The sequence below is a fragment of the Candidatus Kuenenia sp. genome, assembly GCF_027493735.1.
In the GTDB taxonomy this organism is placed as follows: Bacteria; Planctomycetota; Brocadiia; order Brocadiales; family Brocadiaceae; genus Kuenenia; species Kuenenia stuttgartiensis_A.
Window position 1 is genome coordinate 96,162 of sequence record NZ_JAOSKF010000020.1, and the last position, 23,084, is coordinate 119,245.

Here is a 23,084-nt window from a genome sequence, read left to right on the forward strand (position 1 = left end):
TTTTTGAGTAAAAAAAAGAATGACATGCAACTGAGGGCATCAATGATAATGATGATTCCGCTTATAAATAAGATGAGTTTTATCCGAATGCTCATTTTTGTAACAATTTAGTTTTTTGAAAAATCAGTAACACTTTAATATTTTGAAACCGTAGGGGCGAAGCATTTGCGTGTTTGGGCATGAACGCATTATACCAGTTATAGCAAATACTTCGCCCCTATACCGTGCGGCAAACATTCCCGGCGGGTTCAGGTTGCAAACCAATGTCATTAAGTTAAGCAAACGGCCGCAAAAGTCCCCCTTAATAAAGGGGAAAAAAGGGGGGGGGTTGTTTTTGATCAAATAATTCATAGCACCTTAGTTATTTGAAAAATCCAAGGGGACATAAAAAACAATGTAGCCCCTTTAGAGGCGGTCTGTTTGTAGCACAATAAAATTCAACAGGTAAATAGCTCCGCAGGAGCGGCCTGTATATGATTGACAGGAAGACAGGCCGCTCCTGATTATAGAGACAGGTTTCAAACCTGTCTCTACGATCTGTTATGATATCCTATCTACAAACAGGTTGCTACTACGGAGCTTATCGGTAATACGCTTTTTTTAAAAACCAAAGTGTTACTCATTTTTAGATTACTTGTATATCACCACGTCGGGTAATGAAAAAAACTGCGATATATCTATTTTCAGCATTTCCGCTGTCCTGGCATTGATCGTGATTGTCAATTTTTCCGGTTTCATACAGCGCGGCGAATTTTGTGAGGGGTCATGCAATAACTCCTGCGCCATTTTTGCCGCCTGTTCACCCATCGAATAATAATCCGGGGAGATAGAGACCAGCGCACCGGTCCTGACAAGCGCACTCGAAGTACAAAATATGGGCAGGCGGTTTTCCGTTACCGCATCCTGAAATATGCCGATTGACTCCTTTGAAATCACGGTATCGTCCGGCACTACCCACAAAACGTCAATTTTCTTACGGAAATCGTCAAGCGCGGGTTTGATGGCATTTCCGGAAGTAACCTTTCTGGTAATAAACTTGTAGCCGTGCCTGCCGTCTAAAGACGTTAGTTCTGACACAATCTTTTCGGTTTTTGCCGGGTCATATATTATCCCGATCGTTTTTTGCGACTGAAACATCTTATTCACTACAGCAAATTGTTCTTCGAAAGGCACGCTGGAAGAGATGCCGTAGATATTTTCGCCGCTCAAATCCAGCAGTTCATGATTAATAACGGCGCAAAACAGCAGGGGTATATTGCTGATGTGTTTTCTTGCGAGCGTTGTTGCAAGGACTCCTATGGTGATGATGATATCCGGCTCAGGTTTGAGTTCCTGTATAATTTGGATGTCCCGTTTTCCTTCTTCAATGTCTCCTTTTAAATCGTACGTTGCCATGAGAGATATACCGTAATGACGGCACTGCTTTTTAAAACCTTTGGCAACGTCATTATATGCCGGAATATCCAGGCTTTTCACGATAACGGCGCGGTATCCGCTCCCATTTGCATTTGGAATAGCCCCTAACATTACGGCAGCAAACAATGCCAGAAAAAAAACGAAAACGGGTGCTATCTGCTTTGAAATGTTGCCAATAAAGGCGATTGAAAGGTGCGATGCGGCGTGAACCAATTCCTGTCCCTGTGTATGCATACCCATCCGGTTCCCTGGAGCTAAAATTGATAACTTAATCCAATAAAAAACGACCTCCCGGGACGGGGAAGGTCGCTTGACATGGATGCAGTCCCCGGGTCATTGTAATCCTTGTCGAGCAGGTTAAACACCGTGCCCTGTATTTCCATCGTCCTGAAAAATTCCTTGCCAATTACGGAAAGATTCAGCAATGCATATGAAGGCATGTCATCCCTTGCGTCATCAGCCTCCCTCGACCGCCTTCCACTGACAAATGTGTTTACGTTGGTGTTTATATATTTCCAGTAACGCACGTTTACCCCAAAGTTGCCCTTGTGCCGGGCGACGTATGGCAAATCGTTGCCGTTGTCATCATTAGGATCCTGAAACGAATAATTCATAAACAGGTAGTTGCCTCCGCCAATATCCACATTCGTTTCCATTTCGACTCCATGCACGTGCCCGTCTCCATAATTTTCGTAACGTAAGGTGGTGCTGCCGGGAGTTAACGGCCGCTTGACGATAAAGTCCTGTATATCGTTGTAAAAATAATTTAAACCGCCCGTAACATATTTGTTAAATCTATAACTCAATCCCGCTTCATAGGTCTTGATAATTTCAGGGTCGAGGTCTTCGTTTCCCTGAAGTGCCGGATTGTTTTGGATGTACATTTCCATAAAATCCGGCGCGCGGAATGCCTCTCCGTACAGGAGTTTCAGCGAGGCGTTTTTCATAAACGCCCAGGTCAGGCCGGTGCGTGGACTGGTTGCCCCGCCAAAATCGCTGTACTGGTCATGGCGCACCCCCAGCGTTAAGTTCAGGGTGTCTGTCAAGTCCCAGGTATCCTGTAAATATACGGACAATATCCGGCGGGTCGCCTCTTTCAGATACGGGTAGGTATCTGAAAGATTTTGTACTGCGTCAAAGACTTCGTAGGTTGCAGGATTAAAGTTGCTTTGATAGCGGACGTTTCCCTGATTCACCCAACGATATTCCAGTCCTACGGTGAGGATGTTTTTATCAAATAACTCATAATCAAAGGGCACTTCCGCCCCTGCTATCCTTTCAATCTCACTGCCAATGCCAATAAAACCATCAGGAAATGATACCGTGGTGTCGTAGACGCCGTCCTTGTTTGTGTCAAAGGCGAGTACCGAGCCTTCCGGGTATGCTTCAATTTCAGGCCTGATATCGAATTGGTCATAATAAATTCTTGGCTTTATGGTAAGTCCCCCGTCAAAAATCTTTTTGTATCCTATTTCGCCGAAAACATAATTGTTTTCTATATCGGAATCATTGCTCAACACGTATTGGGGACCGACAAAGGTTTCCCTGTTTTTATTGTTATACCATCCATGAAACCACAGGTTATCGTACTCAACTTTGAGATTCATTGCGAATTCCTGCCGTTTATCATGCACATTTCCAGGCGTATTTGATGCCGAAGTGCCAAAAACTTCATCGAGCGTTGTCTGCACGTCTCTCTCTAACGTACCGCTAAAACCATCCGTTGACCGGTAATGAAGCATGCCGGAGATGTCAACCTTCCCGTATTTCTTGCCGAATATAACATTCTCCTCGTATGTGTTAAAACTCCCGTAGCCGCTGCTTATTCTGGCGCCGTCGATATCGCCTGCATCCTTAGTGATGATATTGATGACGGCCAGGAATGCATTTTCTCCGTACACTGCGGATCCAGGCCCTCGAATAATTTCTATCTTCTTTATATTTTGCACCGGGAAGTCATCAAAAGCGTTAAAGGAACTCCCCTTCAGGGGACTGTTTACAAAGTGTCCATCAAGCATCAGCCTTACCTTGTTTGCGGCCTCAAGGCCACGCACAGCCGGCACCACGTCGCCAAAATCAGGCAACTTAAGGATTTCAAATCCAGGCACGGTCCTTAAGATTTCCGCAAAGGTGCGGTAGCCCAGGTGTTTGATTTCTTCAGCCGTTATTACGGTAACAATTCCCGGCGCCTTGCTCACGGGTGTTTCATGTCTCGTGGCAATGGCTACCCCTTCGCTTTCAAGCCAGAGAACTTCAGAGGAATGCATATCTAATACCGAAGTATCAATACCACCGTTGGATGTTTGAGAAACCGGTTTTTGAGGCGTTTCCCACTGATGTGCCGTTTCCGTACCGGCAGCAAAAAGTGTCCCGGAAATGCCTGCAAGAAGAAAGATGAAAAACAGAAACGCCGCGATAATGTTTCCACATTCGTTTTTTTCAAAATTACGATTCATATTTGATTCTTTCAAATTCTCCGCCTACTTCCGAATGGTGTGATGTGAGAAGAGAGGTGTAAAGTAGAGATGACAGGAAAATGCTTTTTCAATCTGCGGTAGCATTAAACCAAAAATGAGTAAGATTTCAAATATTTTTATTCTTGTAGTTAAATTGAACATCAGAAAATATACAACAGTTTAGCCTTTTGAAACTGGAAATTGTCATTTGTATTGCGACGAACCGCATCGCACGACAGACGACTATCCATCAACCTTTTGTTTTTAATGCTGGTTTTTCAAAATGCAGAACTGTAAAGAATGGATTAGATGGGGCTTACGTAAAGTTTGTAGCATTGGGTTTTTTATCATTTGAATTTGTTTTGTATTTCGAATTTGGTTGCGGCCAGAGGCCGCGCCGGGAACTTAGTGGACTTAGATATCGGATGAGGAACGAGTCGTAACCGTTTATAGCAGATGCTTCGCCTCTACGCATTGAAATTCCTTAGCATTCCATCAGGTATTCTGCGGTTTTTCCTGTGTTTCTTCCCGTTTGTTGTTTTCATGCACCGTGTTGCTGCCGGGGAATGGCACATAGGAACGAATATGAATATCTCTTTGGGGAAATGCAATTTCTATTTTATTTTTGCGAAATACTTCATCGATGCTAAAACGCATCTCGCTCATGGCAAACCATCGTTTTCCGGGGTCATCCGCCCAATAGAATAATTTAAAGACAAGCGAGCTATCGCCAAAATCATCAAACCGTACATAAGGTTCAGGGAATTTCTTTACATTCTGATTTTGTGCGGCAATTTCTAAGAGGCATTTTTTTACGAGGGCGACATCAGACCCATAAGCAACCCCCACCTGAACACTGCCCCGCATCACGGAATCAGGCAATGACCAATTTGTCACCCTGCCTTCAACGAACTTTGAGTTGGGTATGGTTAAAACAAAATTGTCCGGGGTGATCATTGTGGTGCTTCGGGTGCTGATTTTTTCAATAGTGCCTAATGTCCCGTCGTCAAGGATTACCACGTCGCCCACACGCATTGGTCGTTCAAGTAAAAGTATGATACCGCTGACAAAATTACTTATGATGTTTTGCATGCCGAATCCGATCCCGATGCCAAATGCGCCGGCAAAGAAGGCAAGGCTGCGTAAAGGTATTCCCGCCAGATTGAACCCGATAAGCACGGCGATGGCTACGATAAAATATCGGATAAGGTTGGAGAACGAATGCTTAAGCCCTCGTTCCATTCCCAGCCTGGAAAACACCCTTTCTTCCATCAATTTTTTTATATAACGCGCAAGGAAGAAAAACGCAACCAATACGAGTATTGCAAAGATAATTCTCAGCGGCGTTGTGTACCTTCCCTCCTGCATTACGAAACGGTACAACAGGCCATTGCCAATGCTCCTGAAAATTATGCCTACCTGTGCAAAAATCTTCTGAATAAGATAGGGCGCGGCGGGAGAATCCACTGCATCCCGGAAGGTTCCCATCCATATCCGTACAATAACTATCGCACAAACAATGGAGGCGACGTAGTTTAATGAGATACCGTAAGCCGCAGTCGCCGCATTAAATTTCTTTTCTTCGGGGGTGTTCTTTTCTATTTTTCTCGCCGCAAAAAGTCTTTCTCTCATTCTGCTTATCCGGTAAAGCAGGAATTTCGCTATCCATAGAGCGATAATTGCGGCAACTATACTTTTTATACATGTTTTCAGCAGTACATACGTCAATATAGGATATCCCAGACTGCGTATCGCAAAAAGAGAGACGACAAACACCACAAACACCGGGTAAATAATGCCAATAATACGCTGAATGAGCCTTCCCAACTGGCTGTTCTTTCCAGGCAACAATTTGAAAAACAGGGATTTTTGGGTTGCAAGCCACAAAAGCAGGAGCAGCATTCCTATTCGATAGATGAACCAGAACAGGTCAATAACGTCTCTTTTGTACTGAAATACGGTAAGTACCGTAATAAAAGACAAGGAAATGAGGGAAAAGAGCAAAATGATGCTTAATGACTTGTAAATATGCTTTGGTGATATGTAGGCGAGTGAAACAACGAGTTTCCTGTGTCCCTTTTCCGGACCGAAAGACTCCACAAGAAAACCTTTCAGCGCCGTATAAAGAGAAATATATAATAGTATATACATCGCTGAAGTTGTTGACGGTATTTTTACAGGGAATAACGCGCGTATCAATATGCAAAGGACCGCCACCCAGAGCACAGTAATACTCTTATCCAGTATTACAAGCAGGCTGGGGAGCAACCGCGATTTAAAATAGGTAAAGGTTATTGATTCATGCAACTGTTGCAGGGTGTCTGTGCTCCATCGGCGTATATACCGGTTGGAAAAATAAAATAATGCTATGAGTGACGCCAATCCAAGGCATCTTAACCAGAAACGAACCGTATTTTTCTCAAGAGTAATATATGCCGCTGCGTTTTTCATATGGCTCTTTGCTGTTTCAAGAAGAGCATGAATACCTGAAGGAAGGTTTATAACATCAAGGTAAATTACGTCAAAGGTTTGGGTGGTTATCTGCACTTCATCCCTTTTCCATATGTTTGCCGCTTTCATCTGTTGTAATTTTTCTTTGACATTTGAAAGCACTGACATGCCATATTCCCTTATTTCCAGACGTTCATATAAAATATTTACTCTTTCCAGAACAAGAGAGAACTGTTCTTCCTGCGCCTTGATTCTTTGTTCCACATGATTAATTGCCTGCTGCGCCAATTCCTTATCGGCAAAAGAGGAAACTTCCTTTTTAATATTTGACATCTCTTCGCTGGAAAGGGCAAGTTTATCAGAAAGGAGTTTCTTCACCTGATCTAAGGAAACAATAAGGCTTTTTACTGAATTGACCGCCTCTGAATAACGCTTTTCCTCCGCAGCGACCTTCTTTTCCATTTCCTCGATATCTTTTGCCGTGGCGCCCTTACTCAGAAAAACGCCAATGTCTGCCTGTAATTTTTTAAGTTCGGTACGCCCTTTATATCGCTGTGCGCCTTCCGTAATAAGTGCGTCCTTCATTTTTGCCACCATACCGTTCTGTTTGTAGACTTCCGCCTCTAATTCCAGCACCCTCTTTTTTTCCGGGGAGGTGGTTATCATTTGCTCCTGAACAATTTCTTCTCCTTTCTTAGCAGCCTCCTGTATGGTTTTTTCCGTCTCTGCCCGGGTGACCTCCGCAGCCTTTTTTGTAACTTCTTCAACCTTTTTTGCGTACGCCAGCTCTTCCTGTTTTCTTTTCAATTCTTCTGTTTTCTGCTTTTCCTCCAAAAGGCCGGCTTTTTCTGCCAATAACTCCGCGTTGAATTCTGCAGACTTTAGCGCCTGAATTGCTTCATCATATTGAATTTTTGCTATCGTCAGTCTTTTTTTAAATATTGAAATCCATAGATTGCTTACCTCCTTTTGCCAGAACAAAACATTGTTTATCTTTTCCTGCACCAGACTTTCCAATTTACTGCCGGCAGTATCCGCCTTCAATGACTCCAGCACCTTAACAAGCCCTTGCATGATAACGGGCGCTTTAAGCCTGTAATCCTCCAATTCTTTTGTAGCAATGGCAATTAATGATTCTTTTTCTTTCATGCTTGCCTGCGCCGCTTTGATATATCCCTTTGCAATCTCAGCTTCCTGTCTGACAAGCGCCGCCTGGTCGGCAGGGGTTGCTGCAATTGTTTCATTTAACTTTAACGCCGAGGTTAATAATGAAACGTAATTTGCATATGTCTTTACCTGATGCTGAAGTGCTGCGATGAGATCCTCGCACTCTTCTAATTGCTCATTGCCCGCGTCAATTTTTTCTTTTAGGATGCCGATCTCTTTGTCTAACAATTCCAAATATTTCACATGCGGTTCTTCTGCCGGATAGGTATTTTTTTCTTCCGTTAATTTTTTAAGGTAGGAAGATGTTGATTCCCGATCGCTTTGCAATTTCAAAATTGCCGTTTCATTTTCAGCAATAGTCTTTTCTGCGCTGACCTTTATTTCTTCGAGTCTATTTTTCGCCTTTTCAAGATCTTCGTTTTTTATTGTCGTACGCTGTCCCGCTAGTTTAATCTCATCTGCTTTTTTCTCAACGGCAACGGTTTGGTCCTGTGCCTGTATACACAGTGACGTCCACAGCAAACACATTGCTACGCATACAACAACTTTAATGATGTACTTTTTTAAGGTTTTCAACTGAAAAATACCTCCTATGGTTACGTTAGGCTAAGGTTTGAAAAGCCAAAAACCCAACGGCATTCATTTTTACCCACCTCCGACCCCTCTCAAGAGGGGAATTTTATAAGTCCTCTCTTGGGAGGGGATTGAGGGGTGGGTTTGTTCATTATTTAACTGAAAATATTGAAATTCCTAAACATAAAACTATGGGTTCAGGTTGTAAACCTGTCATCCCTTAAATTCAATTTTATGAAACAATTTAGAGGCGCGATGATGCAGCATTATGCAGCCTATGGAATATAATAGTATAAGAATCGTCAGCCAATCTAAAAAAGGGGCAACTACATGCAGATCATAATAAGTAACAAATCCCAGCAAACCCGTCGCAAAAAGATTCCTTATAAAGAAAAAAGTATAGAACAACAGGGCAATAGCCGTATTTGCGAATACATATTTACAATATACATAAACAAAGATAAAGGGGTAACAGATTTGGAGAAGACAGCTTACGATGCCTAAAATATTTGAAATAGCATTGCCTTCAACAAAGACCACGTCGATTCCCGTTGACAATACATATTTCGAAAAAAGATATACTCCAAAACCTGCCACGGTTACCAAAAAAAAGTTTTTTACCCATCGGTAACACGCTTCTAAATGTTTGACCGCTTTAATGTACTGCGCATCCATTTTATTATTATTGCGGATTGTGACGTTGAGCGCATTTCTTACGTTATAGGACGTAAAAAAAAGGTACGCGATAGTAAGGGTAATTATGGTTGCTGCATCTCCGGCTATATCGGGGGGGCTTGGGGTATGTATATCATACCTGTTTGCGGGGTCATCCGCCTGGATAATATTAAAAAAGATAAATGCGTTTAGGGTATTTTCCGTAAAAAAACGCAGATTAATACCGATGAAGTTTGTGAAGGCGCTTAACCCCAAATCCTTTATTGCTAAATTAAGTATTGTGTACTTGTTATTAATTCCTTGCAACCTGAGCACCTGTTTCTTATCAAAGATATGCGATTTTTAATGATTACAACATGTTTCCATTTTTGGTTATCGGAAAACTGTTGCAAATATTAATGAATCGATTATAAAGTACACACTAGGGCTTTTCAATAGAAAGTATCTGCCAGACACCCTTTACACTGTTCAAATGCCGTCTTTTTTTTCTTCTCATAAATATGCGTATTGTATATAATTTTACCTTCCTTGTGTCTTATAACGGTCACGATTAAGGCCCAAAAAACCCGATTACGTATCTTTATTTTTATAGGTAACATTTTAGTTTTTGAAAAATTCCAATAATCGCAAAGCAGGGGCGAGGCACTTGCCGTAAATTGTCATAAATGTGCTCATGCCCAAACGGGCAAGTGCCTCGCCCCTGCTTTCTTAAATGTGTAGGCAAGGCGGATAACATCCTTTATAAAATGCGAAAAAGATGCCTTTTTTTTCTATTTACCCTCATGGCGGTCTGTTGGAGCATAGGCCCGTTTGCATGGATTGTATTAACCTCCTTCAAACCCCCTTCAGAGATTATGCAATTGCCTCCCGTTTTCCCTGAAACGTATGTCCTTGACTCTTACAAAAACGTCCTCTTTAAAAGCCATTTCCCGTATTATTTGTTCAATAGTTTCATGGTCTCGCTTTCTACCGTATGCGTAGCCATACCATGTGCATTGCTCGCCGCCTACAGTGTTTCGCGTTTTTCGTTCAGAGGGAAAACGGCGATATTGTTTATGATTGTTGTTTTGTTTACCCTTCCGTCGATCTGTCTTGTTGCCGCCCTGTATAAACTTTTTTACACCCTGGGGTGGATAAATTTACCCGTTTCGCTTATTTGTGCCTACAGCGCCCACAACTTTCCATTGGCGCTATTTCTTATGATAAAATATATTGATAAAATACCCATCGAAATGGATAACGCCTCTCTCATTGACGGCTGTACCCATTTTCAGGCGCTTAGGTACGTTATTGCGCCAATTGCATTGCCGGGGCTGATTTCCACAGCAATTCTAACCTTTATTTTTTGCTGGAATGAGTTTCTGTTTGCCCTTACTTTTACCCTTGACGAATCCTCCAGGCTCGCTTCTGTAGGCATTGCCCTGTTCCAGGGCACATATGAGGTTCCGTGGGGAGATATTGCCGCAGCTTCAGTGATTGTTACCGTTCCGCTCCTTATTTTTTTACTTGCCTTTCAAAGGTATATCGTACAGGGCATTATTTCCGGAGCGGTGAAAGAATGAGAATTCACTTAAGAAATATTACAAAATATTACAAACACACCGCTGCGGTGAATTGCCTGAACATGGAGATACAAGACGGTGAATTCCTTGTAGTACTCGGATCGAGCGGGAGCGGAAAGACCACGACATTAAATATGATCGCGGGGCTGGAGACTCCCTCTTCGGGAGATATTTATTTTAATGATAACCTTGTAAATACTGTGCCTCCCGGCAAAAGGGACATTGCCCTGGTGTTTCAGAACTATGCCTTATATCCGCATATGAAAATATTTGACAATATTGCATTTCCTCTCAGGATACGAAAGGCAAAGGATCTAAATGAAAACGTGGAAAATACCGCCAGGATGCTGGGAATAAACAACTTATTGCAAAAGTATCCAAAAGAACTTTCCGGCGGCGAAAAACAGCGGGTTGCACTGGCAAGGGCGCTCGTGAGAAATCCGCAGGTATTTTTAATGGACGAACCTTTGAGCAACCTTGACGCACGCCTAAGAATTTCAGCGAGGGGGGAATTAAAAAAACTTCAAAAACAACGGAATGTTACCACCGTCTACGTTACCCATGATCAAACCGAGGCGCTCACACTGGGAGACCGGATTGCTGTTATGGATAAGGGGCATCTGCAACAGATAGGGACTCCTTATGAAATATACAATGCGCCTCAAAACACCTTCATCGCTGGGTTTGTTGGCGCTCCGGCCATGAATTTTGCAGAGGTGCGGCTAATCACGGCAAGTTCTTTTGCCTTAGGGGAAACAATCCTTGAATCCCCGGTTCCCCCGGCAAATACGCCGCAGGTTATTCTGGGGATACGTCCTGAAAAATTGCAATGCGTTTCGCCGGATTTTAAAAACGCCATTAAAAGCATTGTGGAACATATTGAATACCTTGGGCATGAATCAGTATGCCATGTGAGGATCTCCCCGGATATACTTTGGTCAGTAAAAAATACCGAATCAACGGTCTCGGCTGGCGACCTTGTTGGCCTGGCATTTTCCCCGGATGCGGTTCATTGGTTCGACCAGTCAACAGGAATGAGAATCCTAGACAGATCTGTTAATACCATGCATACGTGAATATCTTTTTCAAAAAATTAAAGTGCTACGCAATAAGAGAAAACAGGAATAGCAACTATATTACAGTTGCACATTTTTATTTTGCTGTTATATTTATAGCATGAGTAAGGCTGAGAAATTATTGAGGCGTTTCTTATCAAAGCCAAAGGATTTCACCTATGATGATCTTAAAAGTCTTCTGGCTGGATTTGGTTATGAAAAGGCAAAGTCAGGCAAAACTACCGGGTCGGGGGTAACCTTTATTAATCCGGAAACAAGGCATATTATAAGATTGCATAAACCACATCCGGGAGTTGAGCTTAAGAGATATCAATTGGATTATATAGAAGAAGCATTAAGAAATAAGGGGTTAATACAATGAAGGATGTTTTAACGTACAAAGGTTTCACGGGAACTGTGCATTTCAGCGCAGAGGATAAAGTTTTTCATGGGAAAATCGAGGGTATAGATGACCTTGTAATCTTTGAGGGTCATAGTGTAGAAGAACTAGTAAAGGCATTTCACAATGCGGCGGATGATTATGCTGCTCTTTGCAGAGAAATGGGTAAAGTGCCTATAAAGTCATATAGGGGAAGTTTTAATGTTCGTATACCGCCAGAGATGCACAGAAAAGCAGCCGAGAGAGCTATTCAAAAAGGCTTGTCATTAAATCAGCTTGTTCAAACAGCAATAGAGAAAGAATTGGTACATAATTGATCACCTGAAAATAGAGGGACACTCCCTGATTAATTCTTAAAATACATGAAGTGTCCTATCCCGACCCAACTTTGGGCGATGGACGAAGGACGAACATCGTCCATCATCTATCATCCGTCGTCCATCATTAGAATGGAAAGTACTTACAGCAGGCAATCGGCAAATTGTAGACTGTGGATTGCCGACTGCCGACTGTTTTTGCCGGTAGGTTTCGTGCAAAGCCTGCTCGTCCGCCGAATACCATTCGCCTACCATGTAATACTGTCATATTGACACATCTAAAAGGGTGGTTTTAAGCAAAGCACTGCCACAATGGCATACTTTTGTTTATGTAATCCGTAAAGATTTTTTTGTGCAAAAAACTTTTCACATATCCTATTGTGATTAAATAAGTTAATTTGCAGGGGAAAAAGAAGTCAACTGAGGGGTGGCAGGCATTGTTCGGCATACTGTTTGCTCCGTTAATTCAGCCGTTAAAAGATTTATTAAAGTCAGCAGTACATACATTTGGAGGAAACTTTGTTATGTCGGCAAAAAAAATTATTTATGATCACGACGCGCTGGAGGCAATCAAGATTGGCGTAAAACAATTAGCAGATGCGGTAAAGGTAACGTTGGGACCGAGGGGACGTAATGTTATTATTCAAAAAAGTTTTGGTTCGCCAACGATTACGAAGGACGGGGTAACTGTTGCGAAAGAAATAGACTTGCCCGACCACATGCAAAACATCGGTGCGCAAATGGTAAAGTCCGTTGCCGCAAAAACGAGCGATGTTGCCGGTGACGGAACAACCACAGCTACGGTGCTTGCAGAGGCAATATTTGTAGAAGGGCTTAAGAATGTTACTGCTGGAGCCAACGTAATGGCGTTGAAGCGCGGCATAGACAAGGCCGTTCAGTGTGTAGTGGACAAGCTGCGGCAGATGAGTATTCCGGTAAAGGGAAGAAAAGAGGTTGAGCAGATTGCCACGGTAGCCTCTAATTACGATGCTGAAATCGGTAAAATTATCGCCGACGCTATGGATAAGGTCGGCAAAGATGGCGTGATTACGGTAGAGGAAGGCAAAAGTTTGCAAACTGAAGCGAAATGGATTGAAGGATTGCAGTTTGACAAAGGATATCTCTCTCCTTATTTCGTCACGAATCCTAACACGATGCAATGTGTTCTGGAAGACCCTTACCTGCTTATTCATGAGAAAAAGATAACCACCACCAAGATGCTGGTGCCGATATTGGAGAAAATTTCTCAAACAGGCAAACCTCTTTTGATTATTGCCGAAGAGATAGAAGGCGAAGCCTTGACCTTGCTTGTTGTGAACAAGCTTCGTGGGTCGCTGAAATGCGCTGCAGTTAAGGCGCCGGGTTTTGGTGATAAACGCAAGGCGATGCTGGAAGACATCGCTGTCCTTACCGGCGGCCAGGCTGTTTTTGAAGATTTGGGTATTAACCTTGAAACGTTAGAATTAAGCGACCTTGGCCGCGCAAAGAAGATAGAAATCGACAAGGAAAATACAATCATCATCGAGGGCGCCGGTGAAAGCAAAAAAATCAAGGATCGTATTGAACAGATAAAAAGGGAAATCTCGACTACCACATCGGATTACGACAGGGAAAAGCTTCAGGAGAGGCTTGCCAAGATGGCTGGCGGCGTGGTAATGATCAATGTAGGCGCGGCAACGGAAAGTGAAATGAAGGAAAAGAAGGCGCGTGTTGAAGATGCACTCCATGCAACCCGAGCTGCCGTTGAAGAAGGCATCCTTCCCGGCGGAGGCGTATCACTTCTCAGGTCTATTTCCCCCCTGAATGATCTTGCCCTTACAGGCGATGAAAAAATAGGCGTTGATATCCTTCAGAGGGCTTTAAGGGCGCCATTAAGACAAATCGCAGCGAATGCAGGGGTTAGCGCTGCAATTGTCGTACAGAATGTTGAAAATGCGAAAGGAAATGAAGGCTATGATGCGGGGGCAAACCGGTATTGCAATATGGTGAGCGAAGGCATCATTGATCCGACGAAAGTGGTGAGAACCGCACTGCAAAATGCAGCGAGCGTTTCCACTTTGCTGCTTACAACAGACGCCATAATAGGCAAGATACCGGAGAAAAAGAAGACCCCTCCAATGCCTCCTGGCGGCGGCTATGGTGGTTATGGAGATATGTATTAATTTTTTTACGTTTTTACCGCCATCACAAAAAACCCCGCTTTTGCGGGGTTTTTTATTTCGGCAGAATTTGGCGCTAATGCCAGTTTTATCATTATTTCTTTGCAGATGCTTATGCTGCAAATTCTCTTGTACTTGAAAATGAAAATTGTTATATTGACATCGTTTTCCTTTTGACCTGGAGGTTTCATTCTAAAATGATTTCAAATGATAACGACACTTATTACAAAGCCGATGCAAAACAAAATAAGATAGAACAAATCTTAAGCGAATTTTTTTCTTTTGCCGGGAAAGAATATTCTTTCGATTCAATGTCTCCCTGGAAACCCCAGGCAGATATTTACGAAACACCTGAAGACATTATTGTAAAAATGGCCATTCCTGGCACTAAACCGCACAATGTGCAGGTTTCTTTTTCAAAAGACACCCTTACGATAACTGGTCACAGAACTGACGACTCACCTCACGAAAAGATATGTTTCTATCAGGTAGAAATCAGGTATGGATATTTTGAAAGAGCATTTTATATGCCCAAACCAGTTGATACAAATAATATAAAAGCCTCATACAAGGAAGGTTTTTTACAAATAATCCTGCCAAAAATTCAGCAAAAAGAGCCGGAAGCATTTGCCATAAAAATTAACCTTTAACCATTCCCTGTATTGCCGGAGAGGAAACAATACACAACATGACAAATAGCGAAAATAATAACCATGGCGAAGACCAGGAGCATCCTGTACTTACGGTTGAAGAAGAAGTACAGGACAAAATAGAAAGAATAAAAATACCACATGAAACCCCTGTGCTTCCAGTGAAAGACACCGTTGTATTCCCGGGAATGGTCGCGGCGTTAAGCGTTTATACCGATAGGGATATTAAACTCCTGAACGATGTTTTAGCCGGGAACCGATTCCTGACCCTGACCGCGCAGAAAGATAAAGATATTAAAGTGCTAAAACAATCCGATATCTATGAGTGCGCCACGGCGGCTGTCGTTCTTCAAATGCTGCGCATGCCCGATAATTCTGCAAAAATGCTTGTCCAGGGACTTCGCAGGGTAAAAATCGGGGAATACGTTCAATCCGATCCTTATTTTAAAGCAAAAATCAGCGCTATCGAAGATATCATTGAAGACGATAGAGAGACAGAGGCACTGGCAAGAAATGCGGCGGACCAATTTGCGCACATGATCTCCATGATGCCATCACTGCCCGAAGAATTGAAGATAGCTGTCGTTAATATTGAAAATCCCAGCCGTTTAGCGGATCTTATTACTTCGCATTTAAATGTTAGCGTGGCGGAAAAACAAAAGGTGCTTGAACTGGCAAACGTAAAATTGCGTTTGCAAAAAGTTACTACACTGATTGCCAGCGAATTGGAAGTCCTGGAAATGGCTACAAAAATCCAGTCTCAGGTAAGGAACGAAATGGAAAAGGGACAGAAGGAATATTATCTGAGGCAGCAGCTAAAGGCGATTCAGGATGAACTGGGCGAAGGCGACGAACGTTCAATGGAGATAAAAGAATTAAAGGAAAAAATCGAAAATGCCAAAATGCCTGCCGAAGCAAAAAAAGAGGCCGAACGAGAGCTTGAACGGCTTGCAAAAATGCATTCTGCTTCGGCGGAATATACGGTTTCAAGGACATACCTGGATCTGTTGATTGCCCTTCCATGGTCGGTTTCTACAAAAGACCAACTGGATATTAAAACGGCAAGCACAATATTGGATGAAGATCACTACGATTTAGAAAAATTAAAGGAACGGATCCTTGAATATCTTGCGGTAAGGAAACTCAAGGATGATATGAAGGGGCCGATCTTGTGCTTTGTCGGACCGCCCGGCACAGGGAAAACCTCTGTTGGGATGTCAATTGCACGTTCGATGGGCAGGAAATTTGTCCGTATGTCCCTGGGAGGAGTAAGAGACGAGGCGGAGATAAGGGGTCACAGGCGCACATATATCGGTGCATTGCCGGGCAGGATCATACAGGGACTGAAAAAGGCGGAATCAAACAATCCGGTATTCATGCTGGACGAAATTGACAAACTTGGCGCTGATTTCCGCGGAGACCCCTCAGCCGCCTTGCTGGAAGTGCTTGACCCTGAACAAAACCATGCCTTTTCCGACCATTATCTCGACGTAGCGTTTGACCTTTCAAATGTAATGTTTATCACCACCGCAAACATATTAGATACGGTACCGCCTGCACTGAAAGATCGTATGGAGGTGTTGGAACTTTCAGGATATACTGCGGAAGAAAAAATATCCATCGTGAAAAAATTCATCCTTCCCAAGCAGCTAAAAGCCCACGGCCTCAAGGAGGAGCAGCTAACGATTACAGACGATGCAATAAAGATGGTAATCACTGATTACACACGGGAGGCAGGATTGAGAAACCTGGAGCGTGAAATCGCACACCTTTGCAGGAAAACGGCGAAGAAAATCGCTTCCGGAGAAGAGACGTCGGTAACCATAAATGCGGAACAATTAAATACGCTTCTAGGGCCAATCAAGTTTTTCTCTGAGGCGGCGGAACGAACCACTGACGCCGGAGTTGCCACCGGTCTCGCGTGGACGCAGGCCGGCGGAGACATACTTTTTATTGAGGCGACTTTTATGCCAGGCACTGGGAAACTCACCCTGACCGGATGTTTAGGGGATATTATGAAAGAATCTGCCCAGGCAGCAATGAGCTATATCAGGTCAAAACTCGAAAGCCTGAAGATTTCATTTAAGGATTTTGATAAATACGACTTTCACATTCATGTTCCTGCGGGAGCTATTCCAAAAGACGGACCTTCTGCCGGAGTAACAATGGCTATGGCGCTTATCTCACTTTTGAAAGGGACGCCAATCCTCTCTAATGTGGCAATGACGGGCGAAATCACGCTGCGCGGAAGGGTTCTACCCGTTGGAGGCATAAAAGAAAAGGTACTGGCAGCCAAGAGGGCAGGGATTACAACGGTTGTCTTACCGAAGAGAAATGAGAAAGATTTAACCGAAGTTCCTGAAAATGCAAAAAAAAGATTGAATTTCGCATTTGTAGAAAGGGTAGATGAAATGCTGCCAATTGTTTTCGGCGCAGAAGAGCCAAAAAAAGGATAAAGTTTATTAGCAGGATTTGAGGAAGTCTATTCTTTATGGAGCGAATAATACTTAAAAACAGGCATAGGCAATCTACAGTCCACAATCCACAATCCACAATCCACAATCCACAGTCAGCAATCGGCAGTTGGCGGTTGGCGGTTGACCAATGCCAATGACTGTTTTCGTTCTTGCAGGGAGATACAGCTATGTTAAACATTGGAATTATTGGTGCTACTGCTTACACCAGCCTTGAACTCATCAAAATCCTTCTTCGCCATCCGGAAGTGAAAATTTCCTTTCTCGGTGTGAGGAGAACAGACCGTCCTAAAATTTCCGATATATTTCCTTCATTGCAAGGTCAAATCGAATTGCCTTGCAATAGTATTCAGGAAAAAGAAGTCCCTGATAACCTGGATGTTGCCTTTATTACCCTGCCGCCCACGATTTCAATGAAATATGTGCCGCATTTTATTCAGAAAGGAATAAAGGCAATAGACTTCAGTGCTGATTACCGGTTTCAGGATAGCGCGTTGTATGAAAAATGGTATAAGGCCCGGCATACCGATAGCACCGGCATAACAAAAGCCGTCTACGGCCTGCCGGAGCTTTTTCGCGATAAAATTAAAAATACTCAATTAACGGCAAATCCTGGATGCTACACTACCGCAACCATACTGGCATTAGCGCCATTGCTTGCGAAAGGTCTTATAGAACCCGATGATATCATTGTGGATGCAAAGTCGGGCGTTTCCGGGAAAGGACGAGAAGCACGGGAAGACACACACTACTGCGAATGCAACGAAAATACCGAGGCATACGCTGTGGGCGGCCATCGCCACAGTCCTGAAATAGAACATATACTATCCACCCAAACCGGCAAATCCGTATCCATCCAGTTTGTTCCCCACCTCATCCCCATGAACAGAGGCATATTATGCACTATTTACTGCAACCCCAAAATAAGGACAGGCGCTTCAGCTCTGAACGATGAGGCAGCATTGAATATCTATAGGGAATTTTATCAAAAAGAACCCTTTATCCGCTTAAAAGAAAACAACACCCTGCCGAAAACAAAAGACGTAAGCCACACAAACTTCTGCGATATTGCGGTAAAGGTAACAGAAAAAAGGATAGTGATTCTTTCTGCCATCGATAATTTAATCAAGGGCGCCGCAGGCCAGGCAGTACAAAATATGAATGTAATGTGCGGATTTAAAGAAGAAACTGGATTGAAATAGATAAAATATACGTAATAGTTCGGAACAATTGACCTCTTTGAAACCGGCAGCTTTCCAAACATATTCTGTAAAAACTCTTCTGCAGAGATCGGCCTTCCCTCGGCGCTCCAAAATGAAGTGGCTATCATATGCTGAATTTCGCGCTCCTTACCATCGCGCAGTTTGATTTTTACCTTTTGTTTCCTGTTACAGATGCATGGGGCATTTCCACAAACAGAACAGGGTTCGGTCGGTTCTTTTATACAGATACAAGGCCGTTCACCACATTCCGGACAATGTCCCTGCGGTTTTTTTACACAGGTACACGGACTGTAGCCGCACTTAGGGCAGGAATCATCAACAACAGGCTCGCCATCCCATTCAGGGTCGGCAAAATGATGGTAGGCATCGACAAAATCATAGATTGTGAAAAACTCTTTCCCATCAAATAGCCGTGTGCCGCGCCCCACAATCTGCTTAAACTCGATCATAGAATCGACCGGACGCATGAGGATAATATTGCGGATATTACAGGCATCCACACCGGTAGATAGCTTTTGCGAGGTAGTCAGAATAGTCGGGATAGTCTTTTCATTATCCTGAAACTCGCGCAAATACTGTTTACCCATCGCGCCATCATTGGCGGTAACACGGGCGCAGTAATTTGGTTCCTTGCTCTTTTTGAATTGATTGACCAAATCGCGCACTGCCAGCGCATGGTCCTGGGTAGCGCAGAAAACAATAGCCTTTTCGTTCTGATTGATTTCCGAGAGAAATATTTGCACCCACCTGGCTTCGTGCTCTTTAATCTCGATAATCTTATTAAAGTCTGGTTCTGTGTAAATTTTGCCTTCTTCTATTTCACCTTCAATAATCTGATCATCCGAGGTATAAATATAATCGTCCAGCGTGGTCTTGATCCGCTTTACCTTGAACAGCGTCAGAAAGCCGTCGTTGATGCCCTCTTTGAGCGAATAGATATACACCGGCTCTCCGAAATATTTGTAGGTATCCGCATTATCTTCGCGTTTGGGCGTTGCGGCTAAACCAAGCTGAACCGCAGGAGAAAAGTATTCCATGATGCCGCGCCAGTTGCCTTCGTTGTTCGCCCCGCCGCGATGGCACTCGTCGATGATAATGAAATCAAAATAGTTTGGAGGATATTCGCCAAAACACCCTTCGACAGGTCGATGTGGTGAGCCTGCCGAAGGAGCCTGCCCTGAGCCTGTCGAACCCCCGCTCATGAAGGTCTGGAAGATGGTAAAGAAAATGCTGCCGTTGGTGGGCACACCGCCTTTTTTGCTGATTTCTTTAGGGTTAATCCGCACCAACGCATCTTCAGGGAAAACGGAAAATGCGTTAAACGCCTGATCCGCCAAAATATTTCTATCAGCCAAAAACAAAATCCGCGGCCTGCGCGAACCGTCGCGCTTTAAGTTCCAGCGAGTCTGAAACAGCTTCCACGCAATCTGAAAGACAATAAAGGTTTTTCCGGTACCTGTCGCCATGGTGAGCAAAATACGCTGTTTATCTTCGGCAATAGCGGCCATGGTATTGTTGACCGCGATTTCCTGGTAGTAGCGCACACTCTTCGTGCCGCCCACATCCTCAAACGGCACCTGATTAAACTTGTCCCGCCACCGATTTTGCGTGGCGAAGGTTTTATTCCAGAGTTCATCCGGTGCGGGAAAACCAGCAACCAAACCTTCTCCGCCGGTTTTCATGCAGATTTGATAAATCTCTTTACCGTTGCTGGCAAAGGTAGTATCCAATTTTAACTTTTCGGCGTAGTTCTTGGCCTGCGCCACCCTTTGCCCACGACAAACTCATCGCTCTTGGCTTCGACAACGGCCAGTTTGCGCCCCTGATACACCAGCACATAATCGGCAATCAACGGCTTGGCACGCCCGCCGCCGGTCTGGATTTTGCCGGCAGTGATATTGTATTCACGCAATATTTTTGACCCGTCCACCACGCCCCGGCCGCTTTCTTTGAGCTTCGGGTCAATCAGTTCCGCTCTGGTTTCCGCTTCGTTCATAGGTTCTCTCGTTTCTTTGCAGAGTAATACTTCTGTTTCGGGCTTGTCAGTTTATCGGGTATAGTCGGGTGCAGCAAGCCCTTATCAAGAAGCGGCTGTAAGATTTCTAAACGAAAATGTTTTCTGTCTTTGTAACCGGTAAACTCCTGTATTTCCTCTCTTGTTCTTGGGTTAAGACAGTAATTCATTATTTTTTTTGTCCGTTCGTCTTCCCCTGTAGCTTGGGGGGTAGCTTGAGGGGTAGCTTCCCCGGTAAGCGGCAGGATGAATTTGAAAATATCCTGTTCTATGAGTTGCGGATCGTGGCCGCAATAGGCCTTGCAATACTTAAACAGATTCCTAACACCAGACCCAAGCTCATCCGCCCGTCCAATTTCCCTGAATAATCGCGCAATAGAAGGATTTTTTGGATAGGGCGTAAAATGTGACGGATCAATCATGCCATACCCGTGAGGTTTATTGCTGTTCTCCGTGAAAAGTTTTTCTCTATCAATGACGAACTTCGCTGGAAACGCATTGGCATACTCGCGGTGGATAAGGATATTGCTGATTACTTCCCGTAAAATATGGCCGCGCAGGCTTATCCTCTGGCCATTTTCCAGATAAAACGGATCGTTCAGATGTTTCTCTCCAAATCGTAGCAGGCGGTCATAACTTTCGATGAGATTCGTGCGGATATCGTCACGGTCGTCATAACGGTCGATGTTGTCCCGTCTCAGAATGGCATCGATTCTGAAATGCGGCACTACCGATAGAATGGTCTCGTCTTTTCCAAAGAGCAGTATTGCGGCAAGCGTAAAACCGTCTTTCCCGGTTTGAAAATCCTTCCTATACAACTGAACGCTTCTCAAAAGGTCAAGGTCACTCATAGCGCCCCATGGGTGGTTTTCCGACTGGAGCAAAGCCATTTTTCGAACTCTTGCTATAACATCAGGCCGCAGATCGGCAAGTTCAGTATATGGGTAAATAGTGTTTTCTGAGTAGCCGATCTGCTTTCGCAGGTAAAGTGCGGATACAAGGTTGTGGTTGTCCGTGATATTGAAATCACCGTCTTCATTCCGGTCGTATATTTTCCCGTTACAGCGGTGAACCTGGGAGCTTTCGGGGATGTAAATGGAGAGAATGGTTTTCCCGTCGATTACGGCCTCATCCATTGAGAGATAAAACGACGGGCTGATTTTCTGTGGATTATTGACGGCTGTCGTAAAATCATTTTTGATCTGGTGGAGGCACTCAGGGACTATACCGGTTATCACGCCGTCATCTCTAACGCCAAGCAGAAGCTCGCCGCCGAAGCGGTTCAGGAAGGCGCACACCGTCTCGTAAATATCTTTGTTGAGGGCGGTATTACACTCCTTGAACTCAACGGTCAACCCTTTGCCCTGCTTGATAATGGCTTTTATCTTTGAATAGGGGTGTTCCGCTTCGTTCATGGTTTGTAATCTCCAATCTTCCAAACGCCTTTTTCAAAAAAGGCTTCTATAGTTTGGCGATGTGCTTTATTTATCAAATTAGAGTGCGATACTTTATGCTTTTTTGCATATTCAGCAAGCGTCATAATGTGCGCTCCTTCCAGATACGCAAGTCTCTTGTGATAACTATTCGTAAGCGCTTTGCCGACTATTTCCTCCATGATTTTGGCAGTGCCTTTTTCGTCAAACTCCTTAAACGCCTCGTAATACATCTTCCTGTCAATGAATTTAATATTCATCGGCACAAAGCCTTCCCGTATAAGCAAATAGTTATTTATTACCCTTCCGATACGGCCATTGCCATCAACAAACGGGTGGGTGTGTTCAAAGGTAAGATGCAGCCGCGCAATACGTTTTATAATATTTTCATGGCTGGCGGCGTTATATCCGGCAAGCATTTTTTCCAATCTTCCTGCCACTTCTTTTGGGTCTGGCGCTATGTGGTTTGCAACCCTGACCCACTCACCGTCCTTGCGAAATCTGCCGGCGATATCATCCCTGATATTCGCTATAAGCATCTTGTGAAGCGATAGCATAACCTCAAGGGTAAGCTCTTGTTCTTTGGCCTTGATATTGATGTAAGAAACTACCCGTGCGAGATTTTTTGCTTCAAAGATTTCTCTTTCCGTGATGTATCTGTCTAAATGTATCTGCAAAAGGATTTTTTCAGTTTCTTCAAGGGTGAGGGTGCTGTTCTCGATGGCGTTAGAGTTATACACCTGCTCGGCAACCTCCGCTTCGCTCAATAAATCCAAAAGCGATTGTTTACCGACCGCCGCAACATAATACCGCTCTCTCAAGCGATTGATTGAATTAAAAACATGTAAGATTTTTGCCATAGCTACAGTATAAAATCTTTCACTCTTTTGTCAACATAATCGTGAAAATCTAAGAAAAAACAGCCAATTTCACGGTATTCAGTGGACAATTGGTAATTGACAGCGGTCATGTGTCCATTCCTTGTTTAGTTGAGTTGATGATACGGGTTAACAGTTTCAAGAGTTCCTTGTTGTCGTTGATGGCCGACTCCGCTTCGCT

General features: G+C 43.7%; 15 protein-coding genes and 1 pseudogene. 8 read left to right on the plus strand and 8 right to left on the minus strand.

Annotation, left to right across the window (positions count from 1 at the left end; genetic code table 11):
- Window positions 1-630 precede the first annotated feature (630 nt).
- The 4 genes from M5U24_RS13190 to M5U24_RS13205 form a co-directional block, all read right to left on the minus strand.
- The gene (locus M5U24_RS13190; RefSeq protein WP_099325080.1) at window positions 631-1,656 is read right to left on the minus strand and encodes an ABC transporter substrate binding protein; all 1,026 of its coding nucleotides are present in this window, start codon (window positions 1,654-1,656) and stop codon (window positions 631-633) included.
- A 14-nt stretch (window positions 1,657-1,670) separates the two neighbouring features.
- Window positions 1,671-3,887 carry a TonB-dependent receptor gene (locus tag M5U24_RS13195; RefSeq protein ID WP_164994385.1) on the minus strand — a complete coding sequence of 739 codons (2,217 nt, stop codon included), beginning with the start codon at window positions 3,885-3,887 and terminating at the stop codon, window positions 1,671-1,673.
- 480 nt (window positions 3,888-4,367) lie between these two features.
- A complete protein-coding gene (locus M5U24_RS13200) occupies window positions 4,368-8,066 on the minus strand; it encodes a mechanosensitive ion channel domain-containing protein (RefSeq protein ID WP_298202670.1) in 3,699 nt (1,232 codons plus the stop codon).
- Between the two features lie 210 nt (window positions 8,067-8,276).
- Window positions 8,277-9,044 carry a hypothetical protein gene (locus tag M5U24_RS13205; protein WP_169703045.1) on the minus strand — a complete coding sequence of 256 codons (768 nt, stop codon included), beginning with the start codon at window positions 9,042-9,044 and terminating at the stop codon, window positions 8,277-8,279.
- A 554-nt stretch (window positions 9,045-9,598) separates the two neighbouring features.
- On the opposite strand from M5U24_RS13205, the gene M5U24_RS13210 reads away from it, so the two are divergent.
- From M5U24_RS13210 to argC, 8 genes are all read left to right on the plus strand, one after another.
- Entirely contained in the window at window positions 9,599-10,300 is a 702-nt protein-coding gene (locus M5U24_RS13210) for a carbohydrate ABC transporter permease (protein WP_164994388.1), read from the plus strand.
- Window positions 10,297-11,376, plus strand: a complete 1,080-nt coding sequence (locus tag M5U24_RS13215; protein ID WP_099325075.1) for an ABC transporter ATP-binding protein — start codon at window positions 10,297-10,299, stop codon at window positions 11,374-11,376. Before M5U24_RS13210 ends, M5U24_RS13215 begins: the two co-directional genes overlap by 4 nt.
- 100 nt (window positions 11,377-11,476) lie before the next feature.
- Window positions 11,477-11,737 carry a type II toxin-antitoxin system HicA family toxin gene (locus M5U24_RS13220; RefSeq protein ID WP_099325074.1) on the plus strand — a complete coding sequence of 87 codons (261 nt, stop codon included), beginning with the start codon at window positions 11,477-11,479 and terminating at the stop codon, window positions 11,735-11,737.
- Window positions 11,734-12,072 carry a type II toxin-antitoxin system HicB family antitoxin gene (locus M5U24_RS13225; protein ID WP_099325073.1) on the plus strand — a complete coding sequence of 113 codons (339 nt, stop codon included), beginning with the start codon at window positions 11,734-11,736 and terminating at the stop codon, window positions 12,070-12,072. The genes M5U24_RS13220 and M5U24_RS13225 overlap by 4 nt, the downstream gene beginning before the upstream one ends.
- Window positions 12,073-12,596: 524 nt before the next feature.
- On the plus strand, window positions 12,597-14,234 hold the full coding sequence (groL, locus tag M5U24_RS13230) for a chaperonin GroEL (RefSeq protein WP_099327020.1): 1,638 nt from the start codon (window positions 12,597-12,599) through the stop codon (window positions 14,232-14,234).
- Window positions 14,235-14,428: 194 nt separating this feature from the next.
- Window positions 14,429-14,881 carry an Hsp20/alpha crystallin family protein gene (locus M5U24_RS13235; RefSeq protein WP_099325071.1) on the plus strand — a complete coding sequence of 151 codons (453 nt, stop codon included), beginning with the start codon at window positions 14,429-14,431 and terminating at the stop codon, window positions 14,879-14,881.
- Between the two features lie 38 nt (window positions 14,882-14,919).
- A complete protein-coding gene (gene lon, locus M5U24_RS13240) occupies window positions 14,920-17,337 on the plus strand; it encodes an endopeptidase La (protein WP_099325070.1) in 2,418 nt (805 codons plus the stop codon).
- A gap of 188 nt (window positions 17,338-17,525) precedes the next feature.
- Window positions 17,526-18,557 (plus strand): N-acetyl-gamma-glutamyl-phosphate reductase, encoded by a 1,032-nt coding sequence (argC, locus tag M5U24_RS13245; RefSeq protein ID WP_099325069.1) that lies wholly within the window; start codon window positions 17,526-17,528, stop codon window positions 18,555-18,557.
- Window positions 18,558-19,000: 443 nt separating this feature from the next.
- On the opposite strand, the pseudogene M5U24_RS13250 reads toward argC, so the two are convergent.
- From M5U24_RS13250 to M5U24_RS13265, 4 genes and pseudogenes are all read right to left on the minus strand, one after another.
- Window positions 19,001-20,260, minus strand: a pseudogene (locus M5U24_RS13250) (DEAD/DEAH box helicase family protein); the annotation flags it as partial.
- 50 nt (window positions 20,261-20,310) lie between these two features.
- Complete coding sequence (locus M5U24_RS13255; protein ID WP_197705388.1) at window positions 20,311-20,574, minus strand: hypothetical protein; 264 nt, start codon at window positions 20,572-20,574, stop codon at window positions 20,311-20,313.
- A complete protein-coding gene (locus M5U24_RS13260; protein ID WP_099325068.1) occupies window positions 20,571-22,007 on the minus strand; it encodes an RNA-binding domain-containing protein in 1,437 nt (478 codons plus the stop codon). The genes M5U24_RS13255 and M5U24_RS13260 overlap by 4 nt, the downstream gene beginning before the upstream one ends.
- Window positions 22,004-22,885 (minus strand): Fic family protein, encoded by an 882-nt coding sequence (locus M5U24_RS13265; protein ID WP_099325067.1) that lies wholly within the window; start codon window positions 22,883-22,885, stop codon window positions 22,004-22,006. The genes M5U24_RS13260 and M5U24_RS13265 overlap by 4 nt, the downstream gene beginning before the upstream one ends.
- Window positions 22,886-23,084 lie beyond the last annotated feature (199 nt).